This window comes from Streptomyces cathayae (assembly GCF_029760955.1).
GTDB lineage: Bacteria > Actinomycetota > Actinomycetes > Streptomycetales > Streptomycetaceae > Streptomyces > Streptomyces cathayae.
In genome coordinates this window covers 4,551,423-4,573,578 of record NZ_CP121682.1, presented here as the reverse complement: position 1 = coordinate 4,573,578, position 22,156 = coordinate 4,551,423, and the positions used below count along the sequence as shown (strand labels likewise).

Annotated in this window: 20 protein-coding genes, 1 tRNA gene and 1 pseudogene; 9 read left to right on the top strand and 13 right to left on the bottom strand. The window is 70.2% G+C overall.

What is annotated here, in order from left to right; translation table 11 throughout:
- Positions 1–21: 21 nt before the first annotated feature.
- The 3 genes from PYS65_RS21000 to PYS65_RS20990 all read right to left on the bottom strand — a co-directional run bounded on the left by PYS65_RS21000 (position 22) and on the right by PYS65_RS20990 (position 4,074).
- Complete coding sequence (locus tag PYS65_RS21000) at positions 22–2,181, bottom strand: fructose-specific PTS transporter subunit EIIC (RefSeq protein ID WP_279335464.1); 2,160 nt, start codon at positions 2,179–2,181, stop codon at positions 22–24.
- Positions 2,182–2,368: 187 nt separating this feature from the next.
- Positions 2,369–3,316: a 1-phosphofructokinase gene (pfkB, locus tag PYS65_RS20995; RefSeq protein ID WP_279335463.1), complete on the bottom strand. Its 948-nt coding sequence runs from the start codon at positions 3,314–3,316 to the stop codon at positions 2,369–2,371.
- The gene (locus tag PYS65_RS20990) at positions 3,313–4,074 is read right to left on the bottom strand and encodes a DeoR/GlpR family DNA-binding transcription regulator (RefSeq protein ID WP_279335462.1); all 762 of its coding nucleotides are present in this window, start codon (positions 4,072–4,074) and stop codon (positions 3,313–3,315) included. The genes pfkB and PYS65_RS20990 overlap by 4 nt, the downstream gene beginning before the upstream one ends.
- Before the next feature lie 217 nt (positions 4,075–4,291).
- Here PYS65_RS20990 and PYS65_RS20985 point away from each other — a divergent pair, with 217 nt between their 5' ends.
- A complete protein-coding gene (locus PYS65_RS20985) occupies positions 4,292–5,260 on the top strand; it encodes a helix-turn-helix transcriptional regulator (protein ID WP_279335461.1) in 969 nt (322 codons plus the stop codon).
- Positions 5,261–5,340: 80 nt separating this feature from the next.
- On the opposite strand, the gene PYS65_RS20980 is transcribed toward PYS65_RS20985, so the two are convergent.
- The 3 genes from PYS65_RS20980 to PYS65_RS20970 form a co-directional block, all read right to left on the bottom strand.
- The gene (locus PYS65_RS20980; protein WP_423836106.1) at positions 5,341–6,114 is read right to left on the bottom strand and encodes a TetR/AcrR family transcriptional regulator; all 774 of its coding nucleotides are present in this window, start codon (positions 6,112–6,114) and stop codon (positions 5,341–5,343) included.
- 372 nt (positions 6,115–6,486) lie between these two features.
- Complete coding sequence (locus tag PYS65_RS20975; RefSeq protein WP_279335460.1) at positions 6,487–7,485, bottom strand: sigma-70 family RNA polymerase sigma factor; 999 nt, start codon at positions 7,483–7,485, stop codon at positions 6,487–6,489.
- Positions 7,486–8,025: 540 nt separating this feature from the next.
- Positions 8,026–8,811: a dioxygenase family protein gene (locus PYS65_RS20970; protein WP_279335459.1), complete on the bottom strand. Its 786-nt coding sequence runs from the start codon at positions 8,809–8,811 to the stop codon at positions 8,026–8,028.
- Positions 8,812–8,975: 164 nt separating this feature from the next.
- On the opposite strand from PYS65_RS20970, the gene PYS65_RS20965 reads away from it, so the two are divergent.
- Entirely contained in the window at positions 8,976–9,521 is a 546-nt protein-coding gene (locus PYS65_RS20965) for a MarR family winged helix-turn-helix transcriptional regulator (protein WP_279335458.1), read from the top strand.
- An 84-nt stretch (positions 9,522–9,605) separates the two neighbouring features.
- On the opposite strand, the gene PYS65_RS20960 is transcribed toward PYS65_RS20965, so the two are convergent.
- Complete coding sequence (locus PYS65_RS20960; protein WP_279335457.1) at positions 9,606–11,198, bottom strand: MFS transporter; 1,593 nt, start codon at positions 11,196–11,198, stop codon at positions 9,606–9,608.
- Positions 11,199–11,414: 216 nt separating this feature from the next.
- The gene (locus PYS65_RS20955) at positions 11,415–12,068 is read right to left on the bottom strand and encodes a TetR/AcrR family transcriptional regulator (RefSeq protein ID WP_279335456.1); all 654 of its coding nucleotides are present in this window, start codon (positions 12,066–12,068) and stop codon (positions 11,415–11,417) included.
- A 345-nt stretch (positions 12,069–12,413) separates the two neighbouring features.
- On the opposite strand from PYS65_RS20955, the gene PYS65_RS20950 reads away from it, so the two are divergent.
- From PYS65_RS20950 to PYS65_RS20920, 7 genes are all read left to right on the top strand, one after another.
- Positions 12,414–13,808 carry a M6 family metalloprotease domain-containing protein gene (locus PYS65_RS20950; protein ID WP_279335455.1) on the top strand — a complete coding sequence of 465 codons (1,395 nt, stop codon included), beginning with the start codon at positions 12,414–12,416 and terminating at the stop codon, positions 13,806–13,808.
- 355 nt (positions 13,809–14,163) lie between these two features.
- Positions 14,164–14,925, top strand: coding sequence for a DeoR/GlpR family DNA-binding transcription regulator (locus tag PYS65_RS20945; RefSeq protein WP_279335454.1), 762 nt, complete (start codon positions 14,164–14,166; stop codon positions 14,923–14,925).
- Between the two features lie 181 nt (positions 14,926–15,106).
- Complete coding sequence (locus PYS65_RS20940) at positions 15,107–16,477, top strand: ABC transporter substrate-binding protein (RefSeq protein ID WP_279335453.1); 1,371 nt, start codon at positions 15,107–15,109, stop codon at positions 16,475–16,477.
- 198 nt (positions 16,478–16,675) lie between these two features.
- Positions 16,676–17,641 (top strand): carbohydrate ABC transporter permease, encoded by a 966-nt coding sequence (locus tag PYS65_RS20935; protein ID WP_279335452.1) that lies wholly within the window; start codon positions 16,676–16,678, stop codon positions 17,639–17,641.
- 107 nt (positions 17,642–17,748) lie between these two features.
- Entirely contained in the window at positions 17,749–18,549 is an 801-nt protein-coding gene (locus PYS65_RS20930; protein WP_279338021.1) for a carbohydrate ABC transporter permease, read from the top strand.
- Positions 18,546–19,535, top strand: coding sequence for a zinc-dependent alcohol dehydrogenase family protein (locus PYS65_RS20925; RefSeq protein WP_279335451.1), 990 nt, complete (start codon positions 18,546–18,548; stop codon positions 19,533–19,535). Before PYS65_RS20930 ends, PYS65_RS20925 begins: the two co-directional genes overlap by 4 nt.
- Positions 19,536–19,737: 202 nt before the next feature.
- A tRNA-Arg gene (locus tag PYS65_RS20920) sits at positions 19,738–19,810 on the top strand.
- A gap of 206 nt (positions 19,811–20,016) precedes the next feature.
- On the opposite strand, the gene PYS65_RS20915 is transcribed toward PYS65_RS20920, so the two are convergent.
- The 5 genes and pseudogenes from PYS65_RS20915 to PYS65_RS20895 all read right to left on the bottom strand — a co-directional run.
- On the bottom strand, positions 20,017–20,445 hold the full coding sequence (locus PYS65_RS20915) for a type II toxin-antitoxin system VapC family toxin (RefSeq protein ID WP_279335450.1): 429 nt from the start codon (positions 20,443–20,445) through the stop codon (positions 20,017–20,019).
- Positions 20,442–20,714, bottom strand: coding sequence for a hypothetical protein (locus PYS65_RS20910; protein WP_279335449.1), 273 nt, complete (start codon positions 20,712–20,714; stop codon positions 20,442–20,444). Before PYS65_RS20910 ends, PYS65_RS20915 begins: the two co-directional genes overlap by 4 nt.
- A 429-nt stretch (positions 20,715–21,143) precedes the next feature.
- Positions 21,144–21,467, bottom strand: coding sequence for a helix-turn-helix domain-containing protein (locus PYS65_RS20905; RefSeq protein WP_279335448.1), 324 nt, complete (start codon positions 21,465–21,467; stop codon positions 21,144–21,146).
- Entirely contained in the window at positions 21,467–21,835 is a 369-nt protein-coding gene (locus PYS65_RS20900) for a type II toxin-antitoxin system RelE/ParE family toxin (RefSeq protein ID WP_279338020.1), read from the bottom strand. Before PYS65_RS20900 ends, PYS65_RS20905 begins: the two co-directional genes overlap by 1 nt.
- Positions 21,836–21,874: 39 nt before the next feature.
- A pseudogene (locus PYS65_RS20895) lies at positions 21,875–22,114 on the bottom strand (helix-turn-helix domain-containing protein); the annotation flags it as partial.
- Between the last annotated feature and the right edge of the window lie 42 nt (positions 22,115–22,156).

Below are 22,156 nucleotides of genomic sequence, written 5' to 3'. Positions count from 1 at the left end.
CCGCCCTTTCCGGCTGCCGTGTCACGCGGCCACCGGCTGCTTCGCCTCGGCCGCCGAGGCCACCGAGCCCTTGCCCGCGTTCGCGCCGTCCACTCCCGGAGCCGACCTGCCCAGGCTCTTCAGGACGATCACCAGAGCCGCCGTGACGCAGACGCCCGCCGCGATGGCGAGCAGGTAGAGGAACGGGTTGCCGATCAGCGGGACCACGAAGATACCGCCGTGGGGTGCGCGCAGGGTGGCACCGAAGGCCATCGACAGGGCGCCGGTGACCGCGCCGCCCACCATCGAGGCGGGGATCACGCGCAGCGGGTCGGCCGCCGCGAACGGGATCGCGCCCTCGGAGATGAAGGAGGCGCCCAGGACCCAGGCGGCCTTGCCGTTCTCCCGCTCGGTCCGGTTGAAGAGCTTGCCGCGGACCGTGGTGGCCAGGGCCATCGCCAGCGGCGGAACCATACCGGCCGCCATCACCGCGGCCATGATCTTCATCGCGGAGTCGCTGGGGCTCGCGACCGCGATACCGGCCGTGGCGAAGGTGTACGCGACCTTGTTGACGGGGCCGCCGAGGTCGAAGCACATCATCAGGCCGAGCAGGGTGCCGAGCAGGATGGCGTTGGTTCCGGTGAGGCCGTTCAGCCAGTCGGTCATGCCCTTCTGCGCCGAGGCGATCGGCTTGCCGATCACCACGAACATCAGGAAGCCGACCACCGCCGAGGAGATCAGCGGGATCACCACCACCGGCATGATGCCGCGCAGCGACGCCGGGATGCGCACCCGCTGGATCGCCAGCACGACCGCACCGGCGATCAGACCGGACGCGAGGCCGCCGAGGAAGCCGGCGTTGATGGTGAGGGAGATCGAACCGCCGACGAAGCCGGGCACGAGTCCGGGCCGGTCGGCCATGCCGTAGGCGATGTAACCGGCCAGGACCGGGACGAGGAAGCCGAAGGCGACGCCGCCGATCTGGAAGAGCAGGGCGCCCCAGCTGGCGGCCTGGGTCCACGCGAAGTGTTCCATCACCGACGGCGCTTCGTTGATCTCATAGCCGCCGATCGCGAAGCCGAGGGCGATGAGGAGACCGCCCGCCGCGACGAACGGGACCATGTAGCTGACGCCGGACATGAGCCACTTGCGCAGCTTGGTGCCGTAGCCCTCGCCGGGTTCGCCGGCGCGGTCCACGGGCGTACCGGTGGAGGCGGCGGCCGCGGTGACCTCACCGCGCTCGGCCTTGCCGCGGACCTCGGCGATCAGCTCGGCGGGGCGGTTGATGCCCGCCTTGACGCCGGTGTCGACGGTCGGCTTGCCCGCGAAGCGTTCCTTCTCCCGGACGGGCACGTCGTGGGCGAAGATCACACCGTCCGCCGCCGCGATCACGGCCGGGTCGAGCCGCTCGAAGCCCGCCGAGCCCTGCGGCTCGACGGCGATCTCGACGCCCGCCTCCCGGCCGGCGTTCTCCAGCGCCTCGGCCGCCATGTACGTGTGGGCGATACCGGTGGGGCAGGAGGTGACGGCGACGATCCGGAAGGGACGCGCGCCCTCGTCCGCACCGGAGGCTCCCGCCGCGTCGGTGGTACCCGTGGCGGCACCGGTGGAGGCCGCCACCGGAGCCGCCACGGAGTCTGCGGTGTCCTTGACGTCCGCGGTGCCCGCGGTGCCCGCCGTGTCCGTGGCACCGGCGGGGCTGCCGGAGCTGCCGGTCCCAGCCGTGGATGCCGTGGCCGCCGACTCGTCCGCCGCCGGCCGCTCGTCCCCGCGGACGAGCGCCGCCGCGCCCTCCGCGTCTCCGACCGACCGGAGCGCGTCGGTGAACTCGGCGTTCATCAGCTTCCGGGCCAGCGACGAAAGGATCGTCAGATGAGCGTCGTCCGCACCCGCCGGCGCGGCGATCAGGAAGATCAGGTCGGCGGGCCCGTCCGCGGCACCGAAGTCGATCCCGGCGGAGCTGCGCCCGAAGGCCAGCGTCGGCTCGGTGACATGCTCGCTGCGGCAGTGCGGGATGCCGATGCCGCCGTCGAGGCCTGTCGGCATCTGGGCCTCACGGGCGGCCACGTCGGCGAGGAAACCCTCCAGGTCGGTCACCCGGCCGAGGGTCACCATCCGCTCGGCGAGGGCTCGCGCCGCCGCTTCCTTGGTGTCGGCGGACAGGTCGAGGTCGACCAGATCCGCGGTGATCATCTCGCTCATCGCGGGCTCCTTCGCACGCGTATCGCCCGTGGCGTGGGGTGGGCGAAAGGGATAACGGGGACAGTGATGCCGGTGATGCGGTGGGGGACGGTGGGGCTGCGGAGGACGGCGCCGGGGTCGGCGCCCGAGGCAGCGGAGGGGGTGTGCGCGGTACGGGCGGTACGCGCGGCACAGGTGCTACGGACGGTCATGACACCGGCTCCTTCAGTACACGGTCGACCGGCACCGTTGCCGTGACCGTCACCGCGCCCGGGTCCAGGTCGCTCGGCGTGGGCACCACGCTGCCGGGTGTCTGGACGGCCGCCGCTCCGTGGGCGAGCGCCGAGGCGAGTGCCTCCGGCCCGTGCCCGCCGGCCATGAGGAAGCCGGAGAGCGAGGAGTCGCCCGCGCCCACGTTGCTGCGGACGACGTCCACCCGGGCGGTGCCGAACCAGGCGCCGTTCTCGTCGACGAGCACCTGCCCGTCGGCGCCCAGGCTGGCGAGCACGGCGCGGGCGCCCATCTCGCGCAGCTCCCCGGCCGCCTTCACCGCGTCGCCGACGGTGGCCAGGGGGCGTCCGACGGCCTCGGCGAGTTCCTCGGCGTTCGGCTTCACCACGTCGGGCCGCTCGCGCAGCGCCGCGACCAGTGCGGGCCCGGAGGTGTCCAGGGCGATGCGCACCCCGGAGGCGTGCGCCCGGGCGACCAGCTCGGCGTACCAGGAGGGCTCCAGGCCGCGCGGAAGGCTGCCGCAGCAGGCGATCCAGTCGGCGCCCCGCGCCTGCAGGTGAACCGTCTCCAGGAGCAACTCCTGTTCGGCCGCCGTCAGTTCCGGACCGGGCGCGTTGATCTTCGTCAGGACACCGTCCGCCTCGGCGAGCGCGATGTTGGAGCGGGTGACACCGGCCACCGGGACCGGAGCGACCTCGATGCCCTGCGCGTCCAGCAGTTCGGCGACCAGGCCGCCCGGGGCGCCGCCCAGGGGCAGTACGGCCACGGTGCGCCGGCCGGCCGCGGCGACGACGCGGGAGACGTTGACTCCCTTGCCGCCCGGGTCCACGCGTTCGCCGGTGGCCCGGATGACCTCGCCGCGGTCCAACGCGGGGACCTCGTACGTACGGTCCAGGGACGGGTTGGGGGTGACCGTGAGGATCATGCACGCACTACTTCCGTACCGCCGCGCTCGATCGCGAGGGCGTTCTCGGGGCTCAGCCTGCTGTCGGTGATCAGCAGGTCCACGTCGTTCATGCCGCCGAAGCGGGCGAAGTGCTCCTGGCCGTACTTGGAGGAGTCGGCGAGCAGCACCACGCGACGGGCGGCCGCCATGGCCGCGCGCTTCACCGCGGCCTCGGCGAGATCGGGTGTGGTCAGACCGTGTTCGACGGAGTACCCGTTGGCCGCGACGAACAGCACGTCCGCGCGGATCTCGCCGTACGCGCGCAGCGCCCAGGCGTCCACGGCGGCACGCGTACGGTGCCGCACGCGGCCGCCGACCAGGTGCAGCTGGATGCCGGGGTGGTCGGCGAGGCGGGCCGCGATGGGCAGACTGTGGGTGACGACGGTGAGCGAGAGCTCCGCCGGCAGGGAGCCGGCGAACAACGCCACCGTCGAACCGGCGTCGACGATCACCGTGCCCTCGTTCGGGAGTTCCGCGAGGGCGGCCTTGGCGATGCGGGCCTTCTCGTCGGCGGCGGTCGTCTCACGCTCGGCGAGGTCCGGCTCGAAGTCGAAGCGTCCGACGGGGATGGCCCCGCCGTGCACCCTGCGGACCAGGCCCGCGCGATCGAGGGACTTCAGGTCCCGGCGGATCGTCTCCGCCGTCACCTGGAAATGCTCAGCCAGCGAGACCACATCCACCCGGCCGCCGTCACGGGCGAGCCGCAGGATCTCCTGCTGACGCTCTGGTGCGTACATGCTCACTCACCTCCGGCCAATGCCCGAACGCGTGGTTTCTCTTCGAGGCTACGGCGAGATGCCCGGAAAGTAAACAGGAACGGATCCAAACGGGCACGAACGGGCTTCTGTTTGTGTCTGTTTCCCGGTGGCACCCTCGGGCAGCGCCACGGAAACGGCTGAACGGGTACCCGGAACAGGTCAGATCGTGTCCTGGTCCTGCGGCACCCTCGAGCCCATGACGACGGACACCCCCGCCCGGCTCCTCCAACTCCTCTCCCTCCTCCAGACGCCCCGCGAATGGCCCGGCGGAGAGCTCGCCGACCGTCTCGGGGTCTCCCGCCGCACGATCCGGCGGGACATCGACCGGCTGCGCGACATCGGCTACCCGGTGCGGGCGACGCTGGGCCCGGACGGCGGCTACCGGCTGGTCGCGGGCAAGGCGATGCCACCGCTGGTGCTCGACGACGAGGAGGCCGTGGCCATCGCGGTCGGACTGCGTGTCGGTGCCGGGCACGCCCTCGAAGGCGTGGAGGAGGCCTCCGTGCGGGCGCTGGCCAAGCTGGAGCAGGTGCTGCCCGGCAGGCTGCGCCACCGGGTGACCACCCTCCAGGCCGCCACCACCCCGCTGATCAGCGGGGACGGGCCGACCATCGCACCCGGGACGCTGACCGTCATGGCCGCCGCGGTGGCCGGACGGGAACGGCTGCGGTTCGCCTACCGGGCGGCCGACGGCACCGAGTCCCGGCGGGTGACGGAGCCGTACCGACTGGTGTCGACCGAGCGGCGCTGGTACCTCGTGGCGTACGACCTCGACCGCGCGGACTGGCGCACGTTCCGCGTCGACCGGGTGAGCGAGCCGTTCGCGACCGGGGCCAGGTTCACGCCGCGTGAGCTGCCGACCGGGAGCGCGGCGGAGTACCTGCGGCAGTCCATGCACCGCGTACAGGAGTCGTACGACCTCGACGTCACCTTCGCCGCACCGGCCGAAGCCGTCGCGGCACGGCTGCCGGGCTGGCTGGGCACGCCCGAGCCGCTGGACGAGCGGAGCTGCCGGCTGCGCACGACACTGGACGGCCCCACGGACTGGACGGCGGTGTGCCTGGCCATGCCCGGCTACGACTTCACGGTGCGGGAGCCCGCAGAACTGGTGGAGAGCGTACGGGAGTTGGGAGAACGGATGACGAGAGCGGCGGCAGGGCGCTGAAGGAGGGCCCCACGGACTTCCACTGTCAGGACACCGCGGTCAGGACACAGCTGCCAGAACACCGCGTCAGAACATCGCCGTCAGGACCTCGCCGTCAGATCGTCCCAGGGGAAGTCCCGTAGCGCCGCGAGGTTGGCCAGGGCCAGTTCCGCCGGCCCCTGTGGGCCCTCGGCGGGGTCATCGCCCGCCGCCCAGCCCTCCGTAGCCGTGCGTACGGCGGCACTGGCGACGGCGGCGGCGAAGCGCAGCCGCGTGTCCACGGCAACGTTGTCGGACGGGAGTTGACCACCCGTCACCCGTTTCCCCCCCGACCCGTCGGCCGCCGACCGCGACGCCAGCGCCTCCACCAGCGCACGCTCCGACGCCTGGCACGCCTCCGCCCACACCCGGCGCAGGGACGGATCGGTGTGTGCCAGCCGGATCAGGGCGCGCACCCACGCCCAGGAGGCCTCCGACACCCCGACACCCGGTGTCAGGGTGTACCGCACGGCGTCCTCCAGGGCCTGCGGCACGGGGGTTCCGGGCGGCGCCGTCCGCACCGCCTCCACCCAGCGCCGGGCCCCGGCCTCGTAGAGGGGGGCGACGGCCTCCTCCTTGGCGGCGAAGTACCGGTAGAAGGTGCGCGGGGCGACGCCCGCCGCCTGGGCGATGTCCTCGGCCCGGGTGGCCCGTAGGCCCTCACGGACGAAGAGACCGGCCGCCGCGCGGGCGATCTCCATACGGGTCTCGGCCTTGCGCCGCTCGGTCAGCGAGGCCCGCGAGGCCCGCGGAGCCGACGGGGACTGCGGAGCCGACGGGGACTGCGAAGCCGAGGCTCCGGATGGCGTCGAAGGCGTGGGGGTCGTGCTACTCACGCCCGGCAGGCTATGCCCATGTGGCACAATCTGCCATCTGGTGGGCCACCCCGGGGTTCAGGTCCGGGGTGGCCCGCTTTCCCGCCCGTCCGGCCGGTGGGGGGAGTCCGGCAGGGAGGGGAAAAGCCGGGTTCGGCACCCGGGGGGAGGGCGCCGAACCCGGCCTGGGAAGTCCCGGCGCCAGGGGGTGGTGCGACGGGACGTGGTTCAGAAGGCCCAGGAGGCCGAGACCCCGAGACCCGAACTCCTGGGCCTTGCCTTCTTGTTCCCTGAGCCCAGGGAGTTGAAGCAGTGTCACGGCGTCAGGTTTGCGCCGTCTTCCCCTTTCCGGCCCTCACAGCGACGGCACAGCGCTCCTGCTCCGCGCCGGCACTACGCCACCGCGTCGAAACCGGTGTCGCGGGCCAGCTTCTTCAGCTCCAGCAGCGCGTGCTTCTCGATCTGGCGGATGCGCTCACGGGTCAGGCCGTGCTGCTTGCCGACCTCGGTCAGCGTACGCTCCCGGCCGTCCTCGATGCCGTACCGCATCTTGATGATGGAGGCCGTGCGCTGGTCGAGACGGCCTATGAGGTCGTCCAGCTCCTCGCTGCGCAGCAGCGTCATCACCGACTGCTCCGGCGACACCGCCGACGTGTCCTCCAGGAGGTCGCCGAACTGGGTCTCCCCCTCGTCGTCCACCGACATGTTCAGCGAGACCGGGTCACGGGCCCAGTCGAGCACGTCCGTCACCCGCTCCGGGGTGGAACCGAGCTCGGCGGCGATCTCCGTGGGCTCGGGGTCCCGGCCGTGCTCGCGGTTGAACTCGCGCTGCACGCGCCGGATCCGGCCCAGCTCCTCCACCAGGTGGACGGGCAGGCGGATGGTGCGGGACTGGTCGGCGATCGACCGCGTGATGGCCTGACGGATCCACCAGGTGGCGTAGGTGGAGAACTTGAAGCCCTTGCGGTAGTCGAACTTCTCGACCGCGCGCACCAGGCCGGCGTTGCCCTCCTGGATCAGGTCCAGCAGCGGCAGACCGCTGCGGGGGTAGCGGCGGGCGACCGCGACGACCAGACGCAGGTTGGAACGGATGAAGACGTCCTTGGCCTGCTCGCTCGCGTCGTACAGCACCTGGAGCTCCTCGGTGGTGGCCCCCACCGTGTTCTCCTCGGTGCCGTCGAGGATCTGCCGTGCGAACACACCCGCTTCGATGATCTGGGAAAGCTCGACTTCCTTGGCTGCGTCGAGCAGCGGCGTGCGCGCGATCTCGTCGAGGTACATCCCGACCAGGTCACGGTCGGCGATCTCGCCGCGATGGGCGCGAACACTGCTTGCCGAGTCGGCCGTCTCGCCGGAGGCGGACTTACGACGGGCGACGGCACGGGTTGCCATGCTTGCTCCCTTACGATGATGAGGTCAGCGGGTGGTTCCTGCGGATACTCGGCACGTACGGTCAGGTCTGCGTCTCGATCTCATGCGGACTCTGCTCGAGTGCCCGGCATCTGTTGGAAACAACGACTGGAATCCGGACAGAATTCCCAACCTGCCCCCCGATTTTTCTGATCATGCAGTACCCTGTCGGGCCACAGAGGGCACGGGTGCCGTCGCTTTACGTGAAGGCCCAGGTCAGGCCGGTGGCGGGGGGTGATCCGACACCGCCCACCGATCCGCAGGACCGATGCCCGCGTGAGACGGCAATCACATTCGGTACGCGGCCTTCACTCCGGAGGAGCACCACCCCGCCCCGGACCGCTCTCCCCTGTAGACGGTCCGCACCCCTCGATGGTTGTCACGGAGTCCTCCTGGGCGATGCCGAGTGGCGGGCACCGGACACTCCGGCCACCCGCCACCCTCTCCGTCACCGCGACTGCAGCCCTCGGCCCTTTGTGCTCGGCCCCCAGCGCTCAGTCCTCAGTCCTCAGTCCTCACTGCTCAGCCGAACTGAACCGACCGCTTCGCCAGCCCCAGCCAGAACCCGTCGATCACCGACTTCTGCGTGTCCAGGTCGCCGGCGGCGTCCGCGGCGCCCATGGTCACGAAGAGCGGTGCGAAGTGCTCGGTGCGCGGGTGGGCGAGCGCGCCCGCCGGGGACTTGCGGGTGAAGTCGAGCAGCCCGTCCACGTCGCCGGTGTCCAGGGCCCGGTTGCCCCAGTCGTCGAACTCCACCGACCACCTGGGGATACCGCCCTGCCGCAGCGCGGCCAGGTTGTGGGTGAAGAAGCCGGAACCGATGATCAGCACGCCCTCGTCACGCAGCGGCGCGAGCTTCCGCCCGATGTCCATGAGCTTCACCGGGTCCAGGGTCGGCATGGAGACCTGGAGCACCGGGATGTCGGCCCCGGGGAACATCTCGACCAGCGGGACGTAGGCGCCGTGGTCCAGCCCGCGGTCGGGAACGTCCTGCACGGGAATGCCGGGGGCGCGCAGCAGCTTGCGTACGGATTCGGCGAGCGCGGGGGCGCCGGGGGCGCCGTACTTCACCTGGTAGTAGTGCTCGGGGAAGCCCCAGAAGTCGTAGACGAGGGGCACCGTCTCGGTGGCGCCGAGGGCGAGCGGGGCCTCCTCCCAGTGGGCGGAGACGACGAGGATCGCCTTCGGACGGGGCAGTTCCGCGGACCAGGCGGCCAGCTGACCGGGCCAGACGGGGTCGTCGGCCAGCGGCGGGGCGCCGTGGCTGAGGTACAGCGCGGGCATGCGTTCCTGAGTGGCGGCGGTCATGGCTGCGACTCCTTCCGGTGATCGGCGCAGATCCGTCACGGACCAGGACGGACCGACACGGACTGCCGTGGGCTGGCGCGGTTTTTACTTGAAACCTCAACCTCTGCCCCAACCCTACCGTAATTTTGTTTAACCTTCAAGCAGAAGCGTCGTACAGTGAGTACATGACGACGGCACCCACCTCCGCACCGGCCCCGGGTCCGGCCCCCGACCCGGCACGCACCGACGAACCACGTTGGCTGAACGACGAGGAACAGCGCGTCTGGCGCTCGTACATCGAGGCCAGCACCCTCCTGGAGGACCACCTCGACCGCCAGCTCCAGCGGGACGCGGGCATGCCTCACCTCTACTACAGCCTGCTGGTCAAACTCGCCGAGGCACCGCAGCGTCGGCTGCGGATGACCGAGCTGGCGATGCTGGCGAAGATCACCCGCTCCCGTCTCTCGCACGCCGTGGCCCGCCTGGAGAAGAACGGCTGGGTGCGCCGCGAGGACTGCCCCTCCGACAAGCGCGGCCAGTTCGCCGTACTGACGGACGAGGGCTTCGAGGTGCTGAGCCGGCACGCACCCGGTCATGTGCACGCCGTACGGCAGGCGCTCCTCGACCGGCTCACCCCCGAACAGCAGAAGTCCCTCGGCGAGATCATGGAGATCGTCGCCGAGGGACTTCAGCCCAGCGAAGCGGGTGCGGACCTGCCCTGGCTCCGCTGAGCGCGGGAGCCGGGGCAGGTCCTGGGAGCCGTACGGACGAGGCGTCCCCTCCTCACCCGTACGGGTGGACCGAAGGGGTGCCGGTCAGTGGGCGACGACCGGCACCACCGCTTCCTCCGGAGCGCCCTCGGTGCCCCCCGCGCCCCGCCCGGCCCCGTCGGAGGGCCCGGTGACCGTGGTCGCCGGGCGCCCCGCGTCGACGAGGACCAGGGCGATGACCGCGGCCAGGACGAGGATGCCGACGGCGAACCAGATCGCGCTGGTGTAGCCCTGCACCATGCCCTCGAGCCGCACCGTCTGCTGCTGGGACCGGCTCGCGGCGCCGCCGATGTGGTCGGCGACGTAGGACGTGGTGGCCGAGGCCGCGATCGTGTTCAGCAGGGCCGTACCGATCGCGCCGCCCACCTGCTGCGAGGTGTTGACCATCGCGGAGGCGACGCCCGCGTCCCGGGGCTCGACGCCCGAGGTGGCCAGCGACATGGCCGGCATGAACGCCGTACCCATGCCGAGACCGAGCAGCAGCATGCCGGGCAGCAGTACGGCGGCGTAGGAGGTACCGATCTCCATCCGGGTCAGCAGCAGCATGCCGACCGCGGCGACCAGGAAGCCGGGTCCCATCAGCCGCCGGGGCGCGACCCGGGTCATCAGGCGGGCGCCGATCTGGGTGGAGCCCGTGATCATGCCCGCGACCATCGGCAGGAAGGCGAAGCCGGTCCTGACCGGCGAGTAGCCCTTCACGACCTGCAGGTAGTAGGTCAGGAAGAGGAACAGGCCGAACATCGCGATGACCGCCAGGCCCAGTGAGAGGTAGACCCCGCCGCGGTTGCGCTCGGTGATCACGCGCAGCGGCAGCAGCGGCGCCCTGACCCGGGACTCGACCAGGACGAACGTCAGGAGCAGGGCGGCCGAGGCGACGAACATGCCGACGGTCAGCGAGTCGCTCCAGCCCTCGGACTCGGCGCGGGTGAAGCCGTAGACGAGCGCGACCAGGCCCAGGGTGGACAGCACCACGCCGGGGATGTCCAGCGGCGAGCGGTTGCGGCCGCCCTTCGGCTCACGGATGACGAAGTACGCGCCGAGCGCGGCGACGACGGCGAACGGGATGTTCACGAAGAACGTCCAGCGCCAGTTCAGGTACTCGGTGAGGAAACCGCCGAGGATCAGACCGACGGCGCCCCCGCCGCCCGCGATCGCACCGTAGATGCCGAACGCCTTGGCGCGCTCCCTGCCGTCGGTGAACATCACCGCGAGCAGGGACAGCGCGGCCGGCGCGAGCAGCGCGCCGAACACGCCCTGCAGCGCACGGGCACCGAACATCATGGCCTCGTTGGTGGCCGCGCCGCCCAGCGCGGAGGCCGCGGCGAAGCCGCCCAGGCCGAGCACGAAGGCCCGCTTGCGGCCCCACAGGTCGGCTGTCCGGCCGCCGAAGAGGAGCAGCCCGCCGAAGGCGAGGGCGTAGGCCGTGACGACCCACTGCCGGTTGCCGTCGGAGATGCCCAGGTCCTGCTGGGCGGAGGGCAGGGCGATGTTCACGATGGTGGCGTCCAGGACGACCATCAGCTGGGCGAGCGCGATGGAGCCGAGCGCTTTCCAGCGGTTGGCGTCCGGTGCGTTCTGTGCTCCTGGTGTCTTCCGTGCTCCCGGTACGCCGGGGGACTTTGACGCTGTTTCAGACATGGGGGTACCCACTTCGGAACTTCGTGACGGAAAATTCAGAGCTTGAGATGAAAAAACGATGTCGTCAGGGAACGACTCGCCCACAGAGGACGGCCGTTGAGACAGCTCTACGGAACTCGGTCTGGAACTCGGTCTGGAACTGGGCCTGAAAGTCGGATGGGTACTCGGATGGGAACTCGGACTGGTACTCGGATGGGAACTCGGTCTGGAACTCGGTCAGGGAACGCTCAGCGCGCGCAGATCCTCCACGGTCACCGCCGCGCCCGGCAGGACACCGCGGGCCGGGGCCCGCATCCCGTCCAGGAACAGCTGAAGATGGCGGTGGACGAACCGGTCGGCGTCGAGGCACCCCGTACCGGCCGGCGGCCGACTGAGCTGGGCGACACCGACCAGCAGATCACCGAAGTCCACGTCGGCACGGAGCTGACCCGCCGCCTTGGCGCGGTCCATGATCTGTGCGACGAGCCCCTCGGCACGTACCCGCGCGGCCCCCAGGTCGGGATGGTTCTGGTCGAAGGTGTCGGCGATCATCGGGCACAGCGCACTGATCCGCTCGTCGGCGGCGGTGTGCGCGAAGCGCTCCAGCGCCTCGAAGGCGTCCCCGGTCTCGGCGAGCGCACGCTCGGCCGCCTCCGCCGTACGGTCCATCACGGCGCACACGACCTCGCGCACCAGCGCGCCGCGGTCGGGGAAGTTGCGGTACACCGTGGCATTGCCCACGCCGGCCCGGCGGGCGATGTCGTCGAAGGGCACATCGGGGCCGAACTCGACGAACATCTCCCGGGCGGCGGTGACGATCCGCTCCCGGTTGCGCAGGGCGTCGGCACGGGGCCGGGAGACCTTGCGCGATACGGAAGGGGCGGTCTGCACGATGCACTCCTGTCGTCCTGCTCGCTGATGCACTGCTCGCTGATGTTCCACTCGCTGCTGTTCTACTCGTCCTCGCGATCCGGGGAAGAACTCCCCGCTTCACGCGAACACAGGTCCAAACGGGGAAGCGGTCCCCGCTTATTTCCCACCCGGGAAACTTCTGATGTGACCTGAGTCACCTCCACGCGGGCAGCCGCCACCGCCTCCCCGCCGCCCTCTCGTCCTCCCGGCCGGAAACCGCACGATCGGCCCCTCCAGCGCGCGCCCGCGCATCCCGCGACAGAGGGTGATCGAAAGGGTGCAGTCGGAGACCGGCGGCTGCCGTGTGGAGCGGAGGTCCCCCGCATGCAGGCGCAGTCGACCAGCAGCCGGATATCCCCGCGCCGACTGGCCGCCCTGGCGTCCGTGACCGCATTGACCCTCGCCGCCCTCCCCTCGGCCGGCAACGGCCACCTCTCCCCGTACACCTCGGCCCCCGGCGCCGGCCCCAGCGCCCTGGCCCCCGCCTCCTCACACGGCCCGTGCATGATCAGCAGCGCCCGCGAGGTGCAGATGTCGGAGGGCATCCCCACGGGCGCCGGCTACGTCCGCTCCACCGGCACCGTTCGCGCCCTCACCCTCCTGGTCGACTTCTCGGACGCCCCCGGCGAGGGCGACGCCCTCGACCGCTACCGGGAGTTCTTCCCGCAGACGCAGGAGTGGTTCCGGACCAGTTCCTACGGCCGCCTCGACTACCGCCCCGAGCTGCCGATCCCCGACTGGCTGCGGATGCCCAAGTCGTTCCGGGACTACGGCATAGAGCGCGGCGCCCCCTTCGCCCCCGACTACCGCGAACTGGTCCGGGACCTCGTGGCGGAGGCGGATCCGAAGGTGGACTTCGGCGCGTACGACCTGGTGAACGTACTGGTGACCCCGAACGCGGGGCCCTCCGCCCTGGACACGGTCCTGTCGGTGACCTTCGCGGGCAACACGGAGGCCCCGACCGCGGACGGCGTCCCCGTCGCCAACGCGTCGTTCGTCTACTCCCGCCAGGACGACGGCTCCGGCTCCCTGGACCGCACGGGTTACCGCGTCCTCCCCCACGAGAACGGCCACGTCTTCGGTCTGCCCGACCTCTACACGGCCGAGGGCGGCAGCGCCGCGGGCCACTGGGACATCATGAGCGAGGACTGGGGCGCCAACAACGACCTGCTCGGCTGGCACAAGTGGAAACTGGGATGGCTGGACGCGCCCCAGGTGCACTGCGCGGCGGGCACGGGCACCAGGGAGTACACCCTGACGCCGCTGGCCGAGTCGGGCGGCCCGAAACTCGTCTTCCTCCCGCTGGACACCGGCTCCGGCTACGCCGTCGAGTTCCGCACCCGGGCCGGCAACGACGAGGCGGTGTGCCGCCCCGGCATCCTCGTCTACAAGGTCGACGCGGACGTCGACACCGGAATGGGCCCCGTCACGGTCTACGACTCCCGTCGGGACAGCGGCGGCTGCACCCGTAGTCCCAACGTCCACGCGGAACTCTCCGACGCCACCTTCACCCCCGGCGAGACCTTCGTCGACCGCAAGGCGGGAATCCGCGTCGAGGTCCTGGAGCCGACCACCCCGAACACGAACTCGGCCTCCGACACGGGCTCGGACTCGGCCTCCGACACGGGCTCGGACTCGGCCTTCGACACGGGCTCCGGATCCGGACCCGGCTCGGACTCGAAAACGCCGGAGTACCGGGTCCGGATCACCCGAGGCTGAACCCTCGTCCGAGACCCTCGCGTGCCCGGCCGGGCGGGCGAGGACTCACTTCCGCCGTCGGAAAACAGGCGGCGCGAAAACGAAGCAGGCAGCAAACGGGCACCGTTCCGAGCGGTCCGGGTGGGGATCATGCTTCGTTTTTGGCCGAAGAAGGCCCCTGTCTGCGGGAACAGCCCCTGCGAAGCGGGCACATCCGGTCACGAAACGCATGACGTTTTGCCTGGTCATAAGCCTGCGCGTAGCCATAAATAGTCCGCAAGAGTCCGAACGGACCGGACTCTGCCTGGCGCGATCGCGCCACACCGGAAACGACCCGACCGAGTGTCGGCTCAAGGCGCGCAGAGGAGGTGTCACCGTGGACGCCGAAGAACGCCGACGCTCCATCCTGGAAGCGACGCGCCGGGCCGGCTCGGTGGACGTCGCCAGGACGGCAGCCGACCTGGGCATCTCCAAGGAAACCGTACGGCGCGACCTGAACCTGCTGGCGGCTCACGGGCTGGTGCGGCGAACCCACGGCGGCGCCTACCCCGTCGAGAGCTCCGGCTTCGAGACGACGCTCTCCTACCGCACCACCAGCCAGGTCAGGGAGAAGTCGCGGATCGCCGCCGCAGCCGTGGAGTTGCTCGGTGACGCGAAGACGGTGTACATCGACGAGGGCTACACCCCGCAGCTCATCGCCGCCGGCCTGCCGCGCGACCGGCCGCTGACCGTGATCACCTCCTCCCTCGCCACGGCCGGCACCCTGGCCTCCGCCGAGAACATCACCGTGCTGCTGCTCGGTGGCCGTGTCCGCGGCGCCACGCTGGCGACCGTCGACCACTGGGTGACCCCCACGCTGTCCGACCTCGTCATCGACCTGGCCTACATCGGCGCGAACGGCGTCTCCCGCCAGTGGGGTCTCACCACTCCGAACCCCGCGGTGAGCGATGTGAAGACACGGGTCATGGCGGTGTCCCGACGCCGGGTGTTCTCGGGCGTCCACAGCAAGTTCGGAGCGGCCAGCCTCTGCCGTTTCGCCGGTATCGGCGACCTGGAGGCGATCGTCACCGACACCGGGCTCCCCGCCTCCGAAGCCCGTCACTACGTCCTCCTGGGACCACAGGTCATCCGGGTCTGACCCGCCGCTCTCCCCCCATCACACGCCACGCACCACGCACCATCCGCCACACACCACGCACCAGACACCGCCCATCACGCACCAGACACCACGCACACCACGCAGCACACACACCACGCACTCGCCACTCGCCCGACCGGGCGCGGGCCCTCCACGCCCTCGAACACCCCTGGAGCCAACCATGTCCACCCACCAGACCGCCCGATCCCGGAGAACCATCCGCGCCGTACTCGTCGCCGTCTCCGCCGGTTCACTGCTGGCCGCGTGCAGCGGGGCCGGCGGGTCGAGTTCGGAAGCCGGGGGCGAGAGCATCAACGTCCTCATGGTCGGCAACCCGCAGATGGAGGACATCGCGAAGCTGACGAAGGACACCTTCACCAAGGACACCGGCATCAAGGTGAACTTCACGATCCTTCCCGAGAACGAACTGCGCGACAAGGTCACCCAGGACATCGCCACCCAGGCCGGCCAGTACGACGTCGCCACCATCGGCGCCTACGAGGTGCCCATCTGGAACAAGAACGGCTGGCTGCAGGAGCTGAGCTCCTACGCCGAGAAGGACGCCGCCTTCGACAAGGACGACCTGCTCAAGCCCATGGTCCAGTCCCTGTCCGGCGAGGACGACAAGCTGTACGCGCTTCCGTTCTACGGCGAGTCCTCCTTCCTCATGTACAACAAGGAGGTCATGGAGGAGAAGGGCATCACCGTGCCCGAGAAGCCGACCTGGCAGCAGGTCGCCGACATCGCCGCCAAGGCCGACGGCGCACGCCCCGGCATGAAGGGCATCTGCCTGCGCGGCCTGGCCGGCTGGGGCGAACTCGGCGCGTCGCTGTCGACCGTGGTCAACACCTTCGGCGGCACCTGGTTCACCGAGGACTGGAAGGCCCAGGTCGACAGCCCCGAGTTCAAGAAGGCCACCGACTTCTACGTCGACCTGGTCAGGAAGCACGGTCAGTCGGGCGCCGCGCAGTCCGGGTTCACCGAGTGCCTCAACGCCATGAGCCAGGGCAAGGTCGCGATGTGGTACGACGCGACCAGCGCGGCGGGACCGCTGGAGGACCCCAGCTCCAGCAAGATCGCGGGCAAGGTCGGCTACGCGTACGCGCCGGTGGACAAGACGGACAGCTCCGGCTGGCTGTGGACCTGGGCGTGGGCGATGCCGAAGACCACCAAGAAGGCCGACGCCGCCTCGAAGTTCATGCTCTGGGCGTCCGGCAAGGAGTACGAGAAGCTCGTCGGCGAAAAGCTGGGCTGGCCGCGGGTTCCCGCCGGGAAGCGGGCCAGCACCTACGAGATCCCCCAGTACAAGGAGGCGTCGGCGGCCTTCGGTGACATCACCGTCAAGTCCATCGAGCAGGCGAACCCGACGAACCCCGGTGTGCAGCCGCGGCCCACGGTGGGCGTCCAGTTCGTGGCCGTCCCCGAGTTCCAGGACCTCGGCACCAAGGTGACGCAGGACATCTCCGCGGCCATCGCGGGCAAGACCAGCGTGGACAAGGCCCTGGAGAAGGGCCAGAAGCTCGCGGAGGAAGTCGCCAAGAACTACCGGTGACCCGCCCGGTCACCCTCCGGTGAATCCCGCTGCCCGTCGGTCCCCGACGCCCCGACGGGCAGCGCCCCCGCCGCGGTGCCCGGTACGCCCTCCTCCGCATCGGCGGACGTCATCCCGTCGGCGTCCGCCGACCGGGCACCGCTTCCTTCCCCACCCCCGGCCGCGCTCGGCTGCGACCGGCCGGCCCAAGGACCCCTCATGACCACGCTCACCCCCGCACCCCGAACGGTGCGCACAGACCCCCCGCACCGGCCGGGCAAACGTGAGACGCCGAACAAGTGGCGGCGGCGCATCCCCCTGCTGCCGGCACTGATCTTCACGGTCGTCGTGACCCAACTGCCGTTCGTGGCCACGCTCGTCATCTCGACCTTCCAGTGGAACATCCTCAAGCCGGGCGAACGGCACTTCACCGGCCTGTCCAACTACGGCTTCGTCTTCACCGACGAGAGGCTGCGCACGGCGGTCCTGAACACCATCGCGCTCACCGCGTCGGTGGTGATCCTCAGTGTGCTCCTCGGACTGGGACTGGCGCTCCTGCTCGACCGCCGCTTCCCCGGCCGGGGCCTGGCCCGCACCCTGCTCATCACGCCGTTCCTGGTCATGCCCGTGGCCGCCGCGCTGCTGTGGAAGCACGCCATCTACAACCCCGACTACGGCCTCCTCAACGGCACCCTCAACGCCGTCTACCGCCTCTTCGGAGCCGAGAACGGCCCCACCATCGACTGGCTGTCGAACTCCGCGATGCCGGCCGTCATCGTCTCGCTGGTGTGGCAGTGGACCCCGTTCATGATGCTCATCCTGCTGGCCGGGCTCCAGGCCCAGCCCGGTGACGTGCTGGAGGCCGCCCGGGTCGACGGCGCCTCGGCCTGGCAGACCTTCTGCCACATCACCCTGCCCCACCTGCGGCAGTACATCGAACTGGGCGTCCTGCTCGGCACCATCTACGTCGTGCAGACCTTCGACGCGGTCTTCACCATCACCCAGGGCGGCCCCGGTTCGCAGACCACCAACCTCCCCTACGAGATCTACCTGACCATGTTCCGCAAGTACGAGTACGGCGAGGCGGCCGCCGCCGGTGTGGTCGTGGTGATCGGTGCCATCGTCATCGCCACGTTCGCCCTGCGCACCATCGCGTCGCTGTTCCGTGAGGAGGTCTCCCGGTGACCATCACCCAAGCGGCGCCGGACGCCGCTCCCGCGGCCGGGCCCAAGAAGTTCCTCCGCCGCAAGAACGAGCAGGGCGGTCAGGGAGGTCAGGGCGACTCACCGCGGCTGAGCCCGGTGTGGGCCTTCGTCGCCTGGCTCGCCACCCTGGCCTTCTTCGCCCCGGTGGCCTGGATGGTGCTGACCAGCTTCCACCAGGAGTCCGACGCCGCCACCAACCCGCCCAGCCTGCTCGCCCCCTTCACCCTGGACCAGTACGAACTGCTGCTGGGCCGGGACATCACCCCGTACCTTCTCAACTCGGCCATGGCGAGCGTCATTTCGACACTCCTCGTCCTGGCCCTGGCGATTCCGGCGGCCTACGCGCTGTCCATCAAGCCGGTCGAGAAGTGGACCGACGTGATGTTCTTCTTCCTGTCGACGAAGTTCCTGCCCGTCATCGCGGCGCTGCTGCCGATCTACCTGATCGCCAAGGACGCCGGGATGCTGGACAACGTCTGGACCCTGATCGTCCTCTACACCGCGATGAACCTGCCGATCGCGGTGTGGATGATGCGCTCCTTCCTCGCCGAAGTCCCCAAGGAGATCCTGGAGGCCGCCGAGGTCGACGGCGCCGGACTCCCCACCGTGCTGCTGCGCATCGTCGGCCCCGTCGCCATGCCCGGGGTCGCCGCCACCGCGCTGATCTGCTTCATCTTCAGCTGGAACGAGTTCCTGTTCGCCGTCAACCTCACCGCCACCAACGCCTCCACCGCCCCGGTGTTCCTCGTCGGGTTCATCACCAACGAGGGTCTCTTCCTCGCCCGTCTGTGCGCCGCCGCCACCCTGGTGTCCCTGCCCGTCCTCATCGCCGGCTGGGCCGCCCAGGACAAGCTGGTCCGCGGTCTGTCCCTAGGAGCAGTCAAGTGAAAGCCGCCCTCATCGAAGCCCCCGGCAAGGTGACCGTCACCACGGTCCCCGACCCCACCCCGGGTCCCCGCGACGTCGTCGTCGAGGTCGCCGCCTGCGGGCTGTGCGGGACGGACCTGCACATCCTCCAGGGCGAGTTCGCCCCCAAGCTGCCCATCGTGCCCGGCCACGAGTTCGCCGGCGAGGTCGTCGGCCTCGGCAGCGCGGTCACCGAACTCTCCCTCGGCGACCGGGTCGCCGTGGACCCCTCCCTGTACTGCTACGAGTGCCGCCACTGCCGCACCGGCCACAACAACATGTGCGAACGCTGGGCCGCCATCGGCGTCACCACCGCCGGCGGAGCCGCCCAGTACGCGGTGGCCCCAGTGGCCAACTGCGTCAAACTGCCCGAACACGTCCGCACCCAGGACGCCGCCCTGATCGAGCCCCTCTCCTGCGCGGTCCGCGGCTACGACGTCCTGCAGTCCCGCCTCGGCGCCCACGTCCTGATCTACGGCTCCGGCACCATGGGCCTGATGATGCTGGAACTGGCCAAGCGCACCGGCGCGGCCCGCGTGGACGTCGTCGACCTCAACCCCGACCGCCTCGCCACCGCCCACCAGCTCGGCGTCTCCGCCACCGCTGCCAATGCGGACGAACTGGACCGGCCCCAGGGCTGGGACCTCGTCATCGACGCCACCGGCAACGCCGCCGCCATCCAGGACGGCCTGGACCGCGTCGCCAAGGCCGGCACCTTCCTGCAGTTCGGCGTCGCCGACTACGCCACCCGGGTGACCATCGACCCCTACCGCATCTACAACCAGGAGATCACCATCACCGGCTCGATGGCCGTCCTGCACAGCTACGAACGCGCCGCCGACCTCTTCGCCACCGGCGTCCTGGACCCGGACGTCTTCATCAGCGACCGCATCCCGCTCGACCGCTACCCGGAGGCCATGGCCCAGTTCGCAGCGGGCCAGGGCCGAAAGATCCTCGTCACCCCCTGACACGGGCGGACGGAGAGGGCCGGGCGCCCGCCCGGCCCTCTCCCCCTCCCCTGCCCCTATACCGACGACCCTCACCGGCACGCATCCGCTACGCTGTCCCTGGTCGGTCATCGGTACGCCGCGCCCCGCAACCGAGCAAGACCGCGGAGCACCCCGCACCATGCCCGACCAGTAGGCTCACTCCCTCCCGGGGGACGCCTTCGCCTTCGTAGCTCAGGGGATAGAGCACCGCTCTCCTAAAGCGGGTGTCGCAGGTTCGAATCCTGCCGGGGGCACAGAGAAACACCTGGTCAGGGGCCCTTCCGTCCGATGGACTGGAGGGCCCCTGCGTTTACAGCACACCACCCAGCCGCCTCGTCGACCCGTGAGTCATGGCGATCCGCTATGGGTCTGCGGAATCCCGGAGCGGTTGAAGACGAGAAGAGAGTTTGCGCCAACCCCGGGGCGGCGCCAGCAGGGTGGCTCGTGCCCTGAGTACCGCCTACAGCTTCTCTTCCCATGGATTGACCACCAGGGCCCCGGTTCGGGCCATGTGTTTGATGTTGCGGGTGGCGACCGTCCACCCGTTGGCCAGGGCGGTGGCGGCGATCAGTGCGTCCGGTGGGTCGATGCTGGCGCCTGCGGCTTTGAGCGTCTTGTGGATGGTCAGGTAGGCAGCCGCTTCCGATTCGCCGATCGGCGCGATGCGATCGCGGTATTCGTGCCGTACCGCAGCGAGGGCTCGGGCGTAGCGCGCCTGTCGTGCGGGATCCGGGGCGGCGGCCACGCCGACCTCGATCTCGGCCACAGTGATCACACTCAGGAAGCGGTTGGGCCGGGCTGTGGACCTGAACCAGGTCAGAACGCGCGGGTCGGGCGTGGCCCGGGTCGTGAGTTCGGCGACAACGTTGGTGTCGAACAGGTAGATCACTCGGTGTCCGTCTGCTCGTCGTAGGAACGGGCACCGAACTCCAGACCCTCGAACGGCCGGGAGAGCAGGAACTCCTCGAAGCCGTCGTTGCTCAAGGCCACCCAGCGGTGCAGCATCTCGGGCAGTGCCTCGATCTCCGTGTCGGCGAGCTCTGCGTCGAAGTGCCGACGCTGGTCCTCGGGCAGGGACTCCCGGATGTCACGGATGGTCCGCAGCGGGTGCGACGACGGGGGTGGCGGGTGAGGCACACCGCTCGGGGCTGTGGTCATCGGCATCCCCTCCGCTTGATCAGGCTGCGTACTGCTGCTGGTCCCAGGCTACGGGTTCCCACCTGCCCGCTCACAGCTTTGGGGCGGAAGCGGGGCATTCATCATGCCTGCCCGCCGAGCCACAGCGGCAGTTCTTACGGAGTGCGCCCGGTCGCCCTCGTCAATGAGGCTCCGCATCAGGTACCCACCCCGGCCCAGCGGCCGACCGGAACGGATTCAGCACACATGAGGCCGGGAATGGCTGAGAACACACGAGAGCCGTGGAGAAGCGATTTCGCAGGTCAGGTGCACTGCGGGCTACGTCTGCCCAGGTCACAGCCCTGACCAGGGAAAACTCCTAAAGGGGGTGTCGCAGGTTCGAATCCTGCCGGGGGCACCAGGCCAAAGGCCCCGGACCGATCATGGTCCGGGGTCTTTGGCGGTTCGGTTTCAGGCGGCGTGCGGGGTGAAGGTGACGCGGGAGTCGCCCTCGTCGATGGCCAGGTTCAGGGTGCCGTCCAGGGCCTTGGCCAGGCGTCGCAGCAGCGGGAGCGTCGGCACGGTGTCGCCGCCCTCCATCCGGGACACCTGAGGCTGCGTCATCCCGGCCCGCTCGGCCAACTCGGCCTGGGACAGGCCGAGCTCGATCCGACGGTCGTAGACCGCCTGCCCGAGGTCGCCGGCCAGCCGAGCGTCGACGTACTCCTGGTCGTACTCCACCGCCTCACCCGCAAGCTGCCGGGCCCGGCGCGTCTTCCACGTGCTGTGATGCATCAGCTCTCCTTGCGCCGCTCGTAGGTGTACTGGGCCCGGCCGTGCTCGGCCTCGCAGACCTTCTGGGCCTGGTGCGCACGCTCGACTTCCGCCGCCTTACGCATCCGCGTCTTGCGGAAGACCGTCAGCAGAACGATCCGCTGCCCGGGGGCAAGCCGGTACGGGATACGCACGGCCTCACCGTCCGACTCGAAACGCAGCTCACGCAGCTTGCCACCCAGGGGACGCGAATACGGCTCACCAAGCGTCGTCGGCTCGTCCAGGAGACGGTCCGTCTTGTCCTCCACCCGCCGGTAGAGGCGAAACGGAAGCAGCTCCAGCCAATCCCGCCCCTCGGGTTCGATCCCGATCTCCCACCGCTCCGTCATGCAATCAACGGCATATACCTCCAATTGCATAGCGCAAGCCTTCGCAGCCGCGCGGTCACCACCGCTGCCGGTCGCGGTCACGCCACGCAGAAGCAACAGCCCTACAGCTGCGAGGCGCTTCGGGGAGCGCCGGTCGTAGGAGCCGGTGAGCTGGTCGGCGGTGGGCCGGACAAGGGTGACGGCTTCGGTGGTGTGCTTCTCGCGCACCAGGAAGCGCACCAGGACGTGGGCCTGGACGTGGGCCTGGACACGGACGCTGGAGGCGGGGACCACCGGGTCGAGCGGATCTGCACGACGGGGGTCGTCGGGAATAGCCTGAAG